Source organism: Ferrovibrio sp. GW821-FHT12E11, from assembly GCF_058806975.1.
Genome location: NZ_JBXAQG010000001.1, coordinates 1,257,992 through 1,270,936, shown reverse-complemented (window position 1 = coordinate 1,270,936; position 12,945 = coordinate 1,257,992). Strand labels below are relative to the sequence as shown.

The 12,945-nt window shown below is 66.4% G+C and carries 9 protein-coding genes; 6 read left to right on the top strand and 3 right to left on the bottom strand.

Features of this window, described 5'->3' with window-relative positions:
- Positions 1-44: 44 nt before the first annotated feature.
- Positions 45-1,409 (bottom strand): cytochrome P450, encoded by a 1,365-nt coding sequence (locus AC1ROT_RS06275; RefSeq protein ID WP_492997817.1) that lies wholly within the window; start codon positions 1,407-1,409, stop codon positions 45-47.
- The gene (locus tag AC1ROT_RS06270) at positions 1,406-2,218 is read right to left on the bottom strand and encodes a 2-oxo acid dehydrogenase subunit E2 (protein WP_492997815.1); all 813 of its coding nucleotides are present in this window, start codon (positions 2,216-2,218) and stop codon (positions 1,406-1,408) included. Before AC1ROT_RS06270 ends, AC1ROT_RS06275 begins: the two co-directional genes overlap by 4 nt.
- A 258-nt stretch (positions 2,219-2,476) precedes the next feature.
- On the opposite strand from AC1ROT_RS06270, the gene dapC reads away from it, so the two are divergent.
- The 4 genes from dapC (at position 2,477) to AC1ROT_RS06250 (ending at position 9,816) form a co-directional block, all read left to right on the top strand.
- Positions 2,477-3,697: a succinyldiaminopimelate transaminase gene (dapC, locus tag AC1ROT_RS06265; protein WP_492997813.1), complete on the top strand. Its 1,221-nt coding sequence runs from the start codon at positions 2,477-2,479 to the stop codon at positions 3,695-3,697.
- Positions 3,698-3,767: 70 nt separating this feature from the next.
- Positions 3,768-6,266 (top strand): DNA translocase FtsK, encoded by a 2,499-nt coding sequence (locus AC1ROT_RS06260; RefSeq protein ID WP_492997810.1) that lies wholly within the window; start codon positions 3,768-3,770, stop codon positions 6,264-6,266.
- 129 nt (positions 6,267-6,395) lie between these two features.
- Entirely contained in the window at positions 6,396-7,607 is a 1,212-nt protein-coding gene (locus tag AC1ROT_RS06255; protein ID WP_492997807.1) for a DUF3142 domain-containing protein, read from the top strand.
- 10 nt (positions 7,608-7,617) lie between these two features.
- The gene (locus AC1ROT_RS06250; RefSeq protein ID WP_492997805.1) at positions 7,618-9,816 is read left to right on the top strand and encodes a hypothetical protein; all 2,199 of its coding nucleotides are present in this window, start codon (positions 7,618-7,620) and stop codon (positions 9,814-9,816) included.
- Here the strand turns inward: AC1ROT_RS06250 and AC1ROT_RS06245 are convergent.
- Complete coding sequence (locus AC1ROT_RS06245; RefSeq protein ID WP_492997804.1) at positions 9,813-10,400, bottom strand: TetR/AcrR family transcriptional regulator; 588 nt, start codon at positions 10,398-10,400, stop codon at positions 9,813-9,815. The genes AC1ROT_RS06250 and AC1ROT_RS06245 overlap by 4 nt on opposite strands.
- 92 nt (positions 10,401-10,492) lie before the next feature.
- On the opposite strand from AC1ROT_RS06245, the gene AC1ROT_RS06240 reads away from it, so the two are divergent.
- Both AC1ROT_RS06240 and AC1ROT_RS06235 read left to right on the top strand, forming a co-directional pair.
- Positions 10,493-11,692 carry a thiolase family protein gene (locus AC1ROT_RS06240; protein WP_492997802.1) on the top strand — a complete coding sequence of 400 codons (1,200 nt, stop codon included), beginning with the start codon at positions 10,493-10,495 and terminating at the stop codon, positions 11,690-11,692.
- The gene (locus tag AC1ROT_RS06235) at positions 11,689-12,879 is read left to right on the top strand and encodes a multidrug effflux MFS transporter (protein WP_492997801.1); all 1,191 of its coding nucleotides are present in this window, start codon (positions 11,689-11,691) and stop codon (positions 12,877-12,879) included. The genes AC1ROT_RS06240 and AC1ROT_RS06235 overlap by 4 nt, the downstream gene beginning before the upstream one ends.
- Positions 12,880-12,945: the final 66 nt, after the last annotated feature.

The following is a 12,945-nucleotide window of genomic DNA, read 5'->3' as shown; positions in this document are numbered from 1 at the left end:
TCCCCTGTTGTTTGTATTTGTCAGCCTGATGCTGACATGCGGATTTAACGGGGCTCCAGCTGCAGGCTGATTTCCCGGTCGGGTGCCAGCGTGATGCGGGCCTGCATGCCCACCGGCGTGGGATCGGCCAGGCTCAGGCGATAGCGCTGTACGATCATGGCCAGCATGATGGTCATTTCTGCCAGCGCGAAATGATTGCCGATGCAGGTATGCTTGCCGACGATGAACGGCATGTAGGCCTGTTTCGGCCAGGCATCGTCGAGGAAGCGCTGCGGCCGGAACGCGTCCGGATCGCCCCAGAGCGCCGGATCGCGATGCATGCCGAAAATCGACAGCAGCAGCAGGCTGCCGCGCGGGATCGTCCGGCCACGGAAGTCGTCATCCTCCATTGCCTGCCGCGAGATATGGTAGACCGACGGATAGAGCCGCATCGTCTCATTGATCGTCGCGGTGGTCAGCGGCAGGCGCTTCATGCTGTCCAGGTCCGGCGCCTCGCCGCCCAGCACCAGGCTCAGCTCGTCATGGATCTGCTCGACCAGCGCCGGTCGGCTGGCCAGCGCATAGAGCATCCAGGCCAGCGCCGTGGCGGTGGTCTCGAAACCGGCGATGAAGAGCGTCTTGGCTTCGTCGCGCAGGGCTGCATCGTCCAGCGCCACGCTGCCGTCCGGCTCGCGGGCGGCCCGCATGGTCTGCAGGATGTCGTGCTTCACCGGGCAGCCATGGCGACCGGCGATATGGCCGTTCACATAGTCGTCCAGGATGGCGCGCGTCTCGTGCAGGCGGCGGTTGCCCCTGGTCGGGGCCCAGAGCGGGGGCGCGAACCATGAGGTGTTGCGCTTGCGCAGCAGCTGCAGGCTGTCGCGCACGGCGGCGCCGAAGCGTTCGGAATTGTCGCGGCCGACATCGGTGGAGAGCAGGGCGTGGCCGATCACGTTCAGCGACAGATGCTGGGTCTCGGCGATCGCCTGCACCGGCCGTCCGGCGCGGCGTTCGGTCTCCCAGCGGTCCAGCATGGCCTGTGTCGCTTCCTTTGCTGCCGGCGCCATGCGCTGCAGGCCGTCGGGGCGGAAGGCCGGCAGGATCTGGCGACGGCGCTTCAGCCAGAAGGGGCCATCGGTCGACAGCAGGCCCTGGCCGTTGATCACCTGGCTGTTGCGATACTGGAAGCTGCGTTCGTATTTCTCGTGCCGCGTCACCAGCACCTGGCGGATATAGTCGGCATCGGTCACCGCCAGGAAGCGTTTGTGCAGGATGCGGAACCAGGCGATCCCGCCATGGCCGGCGCCCACCTGGGCCGGCAGGAGATGCGCGGTGGCGGCGAACTGCGCCGCATGGCCGAACAGCCAGTGGCCCTGCGCCTGCGGGAAGCGGTCAAGCGGCGGAGACGGGGCGGTGGCGGTCATGCTCATGGGGCGGTCTCCGTGGCGGCAAGCAGGCGGCGGGTCTCGGTGACGAAGCCCTCGTCCAGTCCTGCAGCATTCTGCAGCAGGCCCGACAGTGTGGCGGCGAACCGTGACAGCGGTAATCCATCGACGATGGCGTGGTCGGCGCCGGCCGACAGGCAGAGCAGCTTGCGGCCGTCGCGCTCCAGCACGCTGCCGATGGCCAGCGTGTAGGTGAAGATGTTGGGCGGCAATGCCCAGAAGGCGTTGGTGACGCCGGGGCTTTGCAGGTTGGTCAGGCCGATGGTGCCATGGAACTGCTTCAGCAGGCGCGGATCGCGGCGGATGCGCCAGGCCAGCAGGTCGCGCACGAAGCCCGGCATGCGGGCGATGCGCCGGCGCAGCTTCACCAGGTCATGCAGCGCGAGATCGGCATCGGTGGCCCGGCGCAGTTCCAGGTTCAGTTCGGCCAGCGAGCGGGTCTGCGCGGCGCGGAAGGTGTAGCCCACTGCCATCTGCATGCCGTTGGGCATGCGCCGGTCGATGGCGGTCGAGACGTCGATGTCGTCAAACCGGATCAGCGATTTGCCATGCCGGAAGGTGTGCATGATCGGATGCTTCTTTGCCGCCTGCGTCAGGCAGTAGGCGACGAAGGCATGGAAGGACACGGCGATGCGCAGTTCGCGGCGGTATTGCGCGATCAGCGCCATGGCGCCGGTCACATCCACTTCGCCGAAGCCGTAGACGGTGTAAGGGCGATGCAGGTTCAGCGTGCCGATCACGGCATTGCGGACCACCGGCCATGGGCGCGACTGGAAGCTGGCATCCTGCTGCATAACTCTTGCCGCTGCGGGTCGCCTGAAGCAACCCGCGATGCTGCGGCTCCCCCGTCTGTTTGGAATCCCCTGGCCGCATCGGCGATGCGCCCACGGAGTCTCTATCAATACCAGGGGTTATCCGCCACTTTTTTGTTCGCTTGCTGGTGGCGGGATCGGCTTGCCGCCGGAGTCGCCGCCCCGTAGATTGCAGCATCCTGTTGTACCGGCCCGATTCGTGGATTGTCGCGTCTCCGGCCCCGTCCCGCGAATGTCGCCATGCTGAATCCCGGCCTCGAGCTTCTGACAGACTATCCGTTCACCCGCCTGCGTGCCCTGCTCGATCATGAGCCGCTGCCGCCGGGCGTCACACCGATCAATCTGTCGATCGGCGAGCCGCAGCATGCACTGCCGGGTTTCGTGGTTGAGACCCTGACGCGCGATCTCTCCAGCCTCAGCCGCTATCCCACCGCCAACGGTTCGCCCGAGCTGCGCGCCGCCTGCGCCAGCTGGCTCAATCGCCGCTATCACCTGCCCGAGGGTCTGATCGACCCGGAAAAGCAGATCGTGGCGCTGAACGGCACCCGCGAGGGCCTGTTCATGGTGGCCCAGGTGGTGATCCCGCAGAAGAAGGGCCCGAAAGGCGAAAAGCCGCTGGTGCTGATGCCCAACCCCTTCTACCAGACCTATGTGGGTGCGGCGGCGGCCTGCGGCGCCGAGCCCTATTTCGTCGCTGCGACGGCCGAGAACGGCTTCATGCCCGATTTCTCAAGCCTGCCGCGCGAGGTGCTGCAGCGTACGGCGCTGGTCTATCTCTGCTCGCCGGCCAATCCTCAGGGGACGGTGGCCAGCCTGGAGTACATGGCGCGGCTGATCGAACTGGCGCGCGAGCATGATTTCGTCATCGCCTTCGATGAATGCTATGCCGAGATCTATTGCGACGCGCCGCCACCGGGCGGTCTGGAAGCCGCGATGAAGCTGTCGGGCGGCAAGGCGACGAAAGACGCGCTGAAGAATGTCGTGGTTTTCCATTCGCTGTCCAAGCGTTCCAGCGCCCCGGGCCTGCGCTCGGGCTTCTGCGCCGGCGATCTCGAGATTCTCCAGGCCTTCATCAAGCTGCGCAATTACGGTTGCGCCGGCCTGATGATGCCGGTGGTCGAGGCCTCCACCGCGCTGTGGAACGACGAGGCCCATGTCGAGGCCAACCGGGCGCTCTACCGCCAGAAATTCGACATGGCGCAGAATGTGCTGGGCAACCGGTTCGGCTTTTTCCGCCCGGCTGGCGGCTTCTACCTCTGGCTGGATGTCGGCGATCCGGAGGCGGCGGCCCTGAAGCTGTGGCGCGAGGCCGGGATTCGCACCCTGCCGGGCAATTATCTGACTCGCCCGGAAAATGACGGCGAAAAGGCCGGAAAACCGTATCTGCGCATTGCCCTGGTGGCCGATCTGGAGAGCACCCGCACGGCGCTTCAACGAATCAGTAACGTTCTGGGGGCTTAACTACCCAGGCTAGGGCGAATCGGCTCGGCCTGGCTCCGTTTGTGTTGCCGAATATAGTTAAGAGGATGGCATGGCCGCCAGGTCCAAGAAGAAACGCTCGTTTTTCCCCGAGGGCTTCGACGACTTCCTGCTGCTGCGGGCCCGGGAGGGCGGCGGCATCCTGATTCTCGGTATCGGCTTCCTGCTGGCGCTGGCGCTGGCCACCTTCGATCCGGCCGATCCGAATTTCAATCACGCCACGCCGATGGCGCCGCGGAACTGGCTTGGCCTGCCCGGCGCCTATATCTCCGACGTGCTGCTGCAGACGCTGGGTCTTTCGGCCTGGCTGTTCGTGCTGCTGCTGGCCAGTTGGGGCTTCCGCGTCGTCTCCCATCGCGGCCTGCCGCGCTGGTGGCTGAACGTCGCCCTGGTGCCGCTCACCCTGATCCTGTTCGCTTGCTTTGCCGCCGCCCTGCCGGTGCCCGCCATGTGGGCCATGCGCGCCGGCCTCGGCGGCGTGGTCGGTGACTACATCCTGTATCACCAGCTGGTGCCGTTCGGCGTCATGCTCGGTCTGCCGATCTCGGCGGTGCTGCCGGCCGTCGTCTGCTTCGGCTTTGCCGTGCTCTGCTTCTATTTCGCTTCCGGCCTGTCCACCAGCGAATGGCGCAGCATGGGCGCCGGCCTCGGCTTCGGCGCCGCGGCCACCACTGGCCTGGCGGCGCAGGGCATCTATCATGGCGGCAAGGCGGCCATGCGCGGCGGCCAGGCCGCCCATGGCTTCTTCGGTCGCCTGAAGGAATTCTTCGCCGGCAGCCGTGACGATGACGACGACAAGCCGGTGGTGCGCAAGGCCGAACCGAGCTTCGGCAAGGCCAAGAAGACCCGGGCTGCCGACGACGACTATATCGATCCGGACGATCTCGATGAGGACGAGGATGAGGGCGACCTGCCGCGCCTGCCGGTGGCGAAGAAGGCCGACGAGGGCCGCGTCACCCGCCGCATCGAAAAGCCGAAGAGCGGCAGTCGTGCCGCCCGCGAGGCCCAGACCACGCTCAATCTCGGCGATGCCGGCGATTTCGAACTGCCGGAACTGTCACTGCTCAAGCCGGCGCCGGCCGACTCTGCGCGCGAAAAGATCAACGAAGATGCGCTGGAACAGAATGCGCGCATGCTGGAATCGGTGCTGAACGAATTCGGCGTGCAGGGCGAGATCACCAAGGTTCGTCCTGGTCCGGTCGTCACTCTCTATGAGCTCGAACCCGCACCGGGCACCAAGTCCAGCCGCGTCATCGGGCTTTCCGATGATATCGCGCGTTCGATGAGTGCGCTGTCGGCCCGTGTCGCGGTCATCCCCGGCCGCAATGCCATCGGCATCGAACTGCCCAATGCCAAGCGCGAGACGGTTTACCTGCGCGAACTGTTGTCCTCGGCCGAATTCGAGGCGCCGTCGACCAAGCTCGGCCTGGCGCTGGGCAAGGATATCGGCGGTTCGGCCATCATCGCCGACCTGACCAAGATGCCGCATCTGCTCGTCGCCGGCACCACCGGCTCGGGCAAGTCGGTGGCGATCAACACCATGATCCTGTCGCTGCTCTACAAGCTGACGCCGGACCAGTGCCGCTTCATCATGGTCGACCCCAAGATGCTGGAACTCTCCGTCTATGACGGTATCCCGCATCTGCTCGCGCCAGTCGTGACCGAGCCCGGCAAGGCCGTGGTCGCGCTGAAATGGACCGTGCGTGAGATGGAGGACCGCTATCGCAAGATGTCGGAACTCGGCGTGCGGAATATCGCCAGCTATAACGAGCGCCTGGCCCAGGCCAAGGCGAAAGACGAGAAGCTCGGCCGCACTGTGCAGACCGGCTTCGATGAAGGCGGCAAGCCGATCTACGAGGAACGCCCGGTCGATCTCAATCCGCTGCCCTTCATCGTCGTGATCGTCGACGAGCTGGCTGACCTGATGCTGGTCGCCGGCAAGGATATCGAGGCCGCCATCCAGCGTCTGGCGCAGATGGCGCGCGCCGCCGGCATTCACCTGATCATGGCCACCCAGCGTCCCTCGGTCGACGTCATCACCGGCACGATCAAGGCGAACTTCCCGACCCGCATCTCCTTCCAGGTGACCTCGAAGATCGACAGCCGCACCATCCTGGGCGAGCAGGGCGCCGAGCAGCTGCTGGGCATGGGCGACATGCTGTTCATGCCGGGCGCCGGCCGCATCAGCCGCGTGCACGGTCCCTTCGTCTCGGACGAAGAGGTCGAGCGTGTGGTCAAGATGCTGAAGGACCAGGCCGAGCCGGTCTATGTCGAGGCGGTCACCGCCGATCTCGATGGCGGCAAATATGGCGCCCCGGGCGGCGGCGGCGAGGGCGGCGGCAGCGAGGAAGACAATTTGTATGACCAGGCCGTGGCCCTGGTCTGCCGCGAGCGCAAGGCCAGCACCTCCTTCATCCAGCGCCATCTGCAGATCGGCTATAATCGTGCCGCCCGCATCATGGAACGCATGGAAAAGGAAGGCGTGGTCGGCACCGCCAACCATGTCGGCAAGCGCGAAGTGCTGGCCCGCAACATCGAGGCGGCCGAGTAGGCTGCCGGGTGCATATTCAAGTATGAAGAAGTCCGGCTGCCACGCCGGACTTTTTTATGCCGCAATCCCACGGCATTATTCACTTGGGTGAATCGCGTGGGCGCGGTTCGGTCGGCAGGATGTGGCAGAATGAAACGCGGGGGGCAGGTTGGCATCTGGTCCAGGGGACTGGCGGCGATGCTTGTCCTCATGCTGTCCTGGCCGCTGCGGGCAGAACCTGCCCTCCCCAATGACGCCTATATCTGGCAGCGCAAATGGACGGCCTCCCTGGCCGACGCGCTGCAAACCTCCACCCCCCTGATCCGGCAATGGCGCGTCCTGGCGATGGATATCGATCGCTATGGCTGGCCGTCGATGACGGCTCCCGATCTGGCGCTGCTGGCGGCTTCCGGCCGGCCGGTCATGATGGTGGCCCGCATCGACGGGCAAAGGATGGATGGCGATATCCGCATCCTTCACAGGGATCTGCCGAACCTGGCGGCGGCATGGCGCCATGCGGGCGTAAACCTGCGCGGTGTGGAGATCGATCATGATGCCGGCACGGCGCGGCTGCCGGCTTATGCCGATGTCCTGGCCGAGCTGCGGGGCGTGCTGCCGCCTGATCTGGTCCTGTCGATCACCGCTTTGCCGACCTGGCTTGGCTCGCCGCTGCTGGAACAGCTGCTGAAAAGCGCCGACGAAAGCGTGCTGCAGGTGCATGCCGTGCTCGATCCCATGCGCGGCCTGTTCGATCCGGCGCAGGCAAAGGCCTGGATCGAGGCTTTCGCCCGGCGCACGCCGCGGCCCTGGAGCCTGGCCCTGCCGGCTTACGGCACGCGCATCTCCTGGAATAACGATGGTCGCATGATCGCCATCGAAAGCGAACGACCCGTCCCGGTCGATGGCGCCGCGAGCCGTGAACTGGTGGTGATGCCGCAGGTGCTTGCCGGTTTCCTGCGCGATCTGGGCGAACGCCCGCCGGCGCGGCTGACCGCGATTGCCTGGTTCCGTCTGCCAACGGCGGAGGATGCCCGGGCCTGGAGCCTGCCGGCCTGGCATGCGGTGCTGCGGCAGGATGCTCTGCGCAGCGCCTTGACCGCCGCGCCGCGCCCGACGGAGACGCCGGGGCTGTTCGATATCGTGCTGACCAATGCCGGCAACATTGATGACCGCCTGCCGCTGCAGGTCTATCTGCCGTCTGGCTGTGCCGCGGATGGCATCAACGGCTATGCGATCGGGCGCGATGGCGGCGGCGCCATGCTGATCCGCCGCCAGGATGGGCTGCTGCGGGTCGGGCGCGAAAGACGGATCGGGTGGCTGCGCTGCGAGGGCGGTGCACCGGTGGTAAAACTTGAACGATAGGCTGAGGACTATGATGCAGAAGCACAGGGCCATCTTTTGGGCCGCGGGTTTTGCCCTGGCGGGGACCGGTATCGCCGTGGCCTGCGGGCCGAATTTTCCCTGGCAGCTGCTGGATAACCGTGCCGAAACGCTGGAGGCGGTCCCGGCCAACAGTTTCAGCTGGGAAGTCGGGCAACTGGTGCCATTATCCGGTCCGCGGTTCAGGACCAGTTATGTCGCGCGCGAAACAGCCGAGGTTGACGGCATGGCCTCGCATCATGTCGCCCTGGTCAAGACCATGCGCATGGTGGCCGATGGCGATGCCGCCTTTGCGGTCGGTGGCGGCTTGCCGCCGGCGGTCCGGCTCTACACGGCCGGCGCGGTGGATTATCTACGCGCCACCGGCGATGGCCGCATGCTGGCGGCCGAGCGCGTGGTGATGTTGGAGCGGGCCGCCGGTCGCTTTGCCGCTGTGCTGCAACAGCCCGACGCCGCGAGCCGGGCCACCTGGGCCGCTTATATGCTCGGCAAGTCGCGAGCCGCCATTGCGCACCTGGTGCCGCCTGCCGATGCCTGCGATGTAACGTCTGCGGCAGAATCGTTCCAGCAGGTCCGCTCGCTGGCCCGCCAGGGCAGTCCCGATCCGCTCGGCCTGGCGCTGGCCAGCTATGGCGAAGAGGCGCGGTTGCATCTCGATATGACCGATGCGCCGCAATCCTGCGAGGCCGGTCGCAACGGACAGGCTTTGCTGCGGGCGGTGATGCTCTACGCCGATCAGGCCAATCAGGAAAGCAACAGCAGCGGCAATGATTCGCTGCGGATCGTTTTGCGCCGGATTCTTGATGATGACGCTCTGCTGCGCAGCGCCGCGGCGCAGCCGCTGCTGCAGCGCATGTTGGTGGCCCATCTCCTGTATGGTGAACGCTACGCTGTCGATATCGACGATGGACCGCTGCTGCGCGGACGGAGCGGCGGCAGCGCTGCGGTGGAGCGTCTGCTCGCGGTGCTGGACGCGCAGGGGCTGCCGGCCGTGGCCGGCATCGACCGCCTGGCCGTCCTTGCTTATGACCTTGGCCGGTTCGATCTGGCGGGCCGGCTGGCGGATCGGGCTGCCGGACCGCTGGCTGGCTGGGTGAAGGCCAAGCTCGCCCTGCGCGCCGGCGATCGCGACGGCGCGGCGGCGCAGTATGCGGTCGCGGTCCGTGCGGTGACGCCGGGCGGCGCCGATCTCGAACCCGGTCTGCGGTTCCGTCTGCGTGGCGAGCAGGGCACGCTGGCCCTGGCACGCGGCGACTATGTGCAGGCGCTGGAGCATCTGTATGGGGCGGCACCGGTCTACTGGTCGGATCTCGCCTATGTCGCCGAGCGGGTTGTGTCTTCGGATGAACTGAAACGCTTCATCGATGCGGCCGTGCCGGAAAGCGGCGATCAGGGCCCGAAGGATCAATGGGGTCGTATTCCGCCCAAGCCGGATATGGAATTGCGTCAGCTGCTGGCGCGTCGTCTGGTGCGTGAAGGCCGAATTGCCGAGGCCATTCCCTATTTTCCTGTTCGCTGGCAGCCCCACTGGTCGGGGCGGCCGATGCCGGTCCGGCAGCAGGCCTCGGATTATGCGGCGGCCCTGCGGACCGCCGACAAGGCCTGGACCAGGATCGGTCGCGCAGAAGGATTGTATGCTGCGGCCCGGCTGGCCCGGTACAGCGGCATGGAGATCATGGGCTACGAGCAGGCGCCCGACTTCTTCATCTTCAATGGTGCCTATGATGTCGGCTCCGGGCAGACGGATGTGCAGGTGGGTCCGTTCGTGACGCGAGGCGAGGTCGAGCGCTTCGAGGCCAGCACGCCGGTCTCCGACCAGCGCTTTCACTATCGCTATCTGGCAGTGAGCCAGGCCATTGCGGCGGCCGACCAGCTGCCGCCGCGGTCGCAGGCCTTCGCCGCCGTACTGTGCCATGCCTCCGTCTGGCTGCAGAGCGTCGGCGCCATCGAACAATCCGATGCGATATACCGGCGCTATCTGCGTGAAGGTGCCTATGTATCCTGGGGGGCGCAGTTCGGTCTGGATTGCCCGGCGCCGGATTTCGCCGGCGCGCATAAACGGCAATGGGACTATTATGTGCTGCCGGTCAAACGTTGGCTCAAGGCGAATCTGGCTGTTGTCATCGCCGGTATCGTGCTGGTGGCTGTAGGCGGTGCGGTCGCGATACGACGCCGGCGGCGCACCGCTTAATTGCCGATCGCCGCGGCCAGTGCCGCCTGGCGCGCATTCTTCAGGGCACGTTGCGACTGTGCCGGATCGTGTTTCAGCGCGCGCGCCAGCAGCAGGCCACCGACCAGCACGGCCAGCACGGCATGGGCACGATCTTCCGCCTGGCGTTTTGTCGGCGCCTCGATCACGCCGCTGAAGAGGGCCAGCAGTTTCGCGATGCCGTCCTCGTACGCTGCCTGCACAACGCCGCCGGCGCGCTGAGCTTCCATGCCGACCGACGCCATGACGCAGCCATGCTCCGGCCGGTCGCGATGCGCTTCGGTCAGATAGGTTTCCACCACGGCTTCCAGCGCCTGGCCTTCTGGCGCCTTGGCGGCGATGGCCAGCAGGCGGGCGCGCATGGCCGCCAGGGCCTCGGTCACGGCAGCGGCGGCAAGGTCGTCTTTCGAGGCGAAATGCCGGTAGAAGCCGCCATGGGTGAGGCCGGCTTCAGCCATCACCTCGGCCAGGCCGGTTTCGGCGAGTCCTTTGCCGCGGATCATGCGGCCGGCCGTTTTGACGATCTGGCGGCGGGTTTCCGCCTTTTCCTCGGCCGAGCGACGCATGGAGACCTTTCCGCGCTGCAAAAAAGCGCTTGACGGATAGATGATAGCAATCATCTAAATAGGACGGCAAGAGAAATTACGGAGAGCCGCCCATGTCGCCCACCCTGTCCGCCCATGATCCCATCGTCATCGCATCCGCCATCCGCACGCCGCTGGGGCGTTTCGGCGGCGCGCTCGCTTCAGTGGCGGCCAACGAACTTGGCGCCGTGGCCATCAAGGCGGCCTTGGAACGTGCCGGGGTGAAGGGCGATGAGATCGACGAGGTGCTGATGGGCTGCGTGCTGCCGGCGGGCCAGGGCCAGGCACCGGCACGGCAGGCGGCACGCAAGGCCGGGCTGCCCGATCACGTTGGCGCCGTCACCATCAACAAGGTCTGCGGGTCGGGGATGCGCGCCACCATGCTGGCCCATGACATGCTGCGCGCCGGTTCGGCCGATATCATGGTGGCCGGCGGCATGGAGAGTATGTCGGGTGCACCGTATCTGCTGCCGCAGATGCGGTTCGGCCATAAGGCCGGCCATACCAAGGTGCTGGATCACATGGCGCTGGATGGCCTGGAAGACGCCTATGAGCGCGACCGCGCCATGGGCACCTTTGGCGAGGATTGTGCCGCGAAATACGGCTTCACCCGTGCCGAGCAGGATGCCTATGCCATTGAGACGCTGACCCGCGCTCGCAAGGCCGTGGAAAGCGGCTGGTTCGATGCCGAGATCGTCAGCGTCACGCCGACGGTGAAGGGCGCCGAAACCGTCAGCCGCGACGAGAATCCGCTGAAAGTCAGCCCCGAGAAGATTCCGACCCTGAAGGCCGCCTTCAAGGCCAACGGCACCATTACGCCGGCCAGTTCCAGCGCCAATGCCGATGGCGCGGCCGCCATGGTGCTGACCCGTGCCTCGCTGGCACAGGAGCGTGGCCTGCCGGTGGTGGCGCGGATCGTGGGCCATGCCGTGCATGCCCAGGATCCGGCCTGGTTCACCACCGCGCCGATCCCGGCGATCCGCAAGCTGCTGGGCAGGATCGACTGGAGCGTCAACGACGTCGACCTGTTCGAGATCAACGAGGCTTTCGCGGCCGTGCCGATGGCGGCGATGCGCGAGCTGAATATCGGCCACGACCGCGTCAACGTGCTGGGCGGCGCCTGCGCGCTCGGCCATCCGATCGGCGCCACCGGTGCGCGGATCATCGTGACTTTGCTCAATGCGCTGGAACGCTCGGGCGGCAAGCGTGGCGTCGCCTCGCTCTGCATCGGCGGCGGCGAAGCCACGGCGATTGCCATCGAGCGCGCTGCATGAAGCCCGTCCTGTCCTATGTGCCGCTGATCGTGCTGCTGACGGCGCTGGCCGCTATCGGCATGCTGTCGACCAATATCTATCTGCCGGCCCTGCCAGTGATCGGCCAGGCGTTGCAGGCCGATGCCGATACGGTACGTCTGACGCTGACGGTCTATCTTGCGGTCTTTGCGGTCTGCCAGCTGGTTGCCGGACCGTTGTCGGATCGCTACGGCCGCCGGCCGGTTCTGGTGGTGGGCCTGGCGCTGTTCTTCGCCGCGACGCTGCTTTGCGCCACGGCAACGGATATCGAGACGCTGATCGTCGGGCGCGCGTTGCAGGCGGTTGGCGCCTGCGCGGCCTCGGTGGTCGGCCGTGCCATGGCGCGCGATCTGTTCGATGGTGCCGCTCTGGGCAAGGCGCTCGGTCTCATCATGACCGGTGTGGCGGTCGCACCCGGTTTCGGCCCTCTGCTCGGTGGCCTGATGCAGGAAGCGTTCAACTGGCGCGCGCCGTTCTATGCGGTGGCCGGTTTCGGCATCGTCATCCTGCTGCTGGTGCTGCGCCTCCTGGGCGAGACCCGGCCGGCAACCACCCATCGCCCGGGCCTGGGCGGCGCTTTCGCGGCCTATGGCAGCCTGCTGACCAGTCCGCTGTTCCTGCAGCCGGCCCTTGCCACCACCTGTGCGTTGGGCGCGTTGTTCGCCTTCTTCGCCGGTGCGCCGGGCCTGTTCATCGCCGCCTATGGCCAGAGCCCGACCGGTTTCGGCCTGATCTCCAGTTTCACGGTGTTTGCTGTCTTTGCCGGCGGCTACAGCGCGCCGAAGCTGATGCGTCGTTTCGGTGCGGCAGCGGCCGGTCGCATCGGTTTCCTGGTGCTCAGCGCCGGGGCTGCGCTGATGCTGGCACAGGTCAGCATCCTGCCGGGCCTGTGGCCGGCCATCGGCGCCACGCTGGTCTTCCTCTATGGCATCGGCATCGTCAATCCGATCACCGTGTCAGCCGCCCTGCAGCCGTTTCCGCAGCGCGCCGGTGCAGCCTCTGCCCTGATCGGCGCCCTGCAGATGGCTGGCGCCACCCTCGGCGCGGCGCTGGTCAACCTGCTGCCGCTGCCGGGCGTGCAGCCGATGCCGATGGCCATGCTGGTGATGGCGCTGCTCGGTCTGGTCAGCATGCTGCCGCGGCCGCAGCCGGTGGTCACGCCGGCGTAACCTGAACGATCGTGGCCTGAGGGTTCCCTTCAGGCCTGCCGGGCCTCTATTCTCCTGCGGATCATA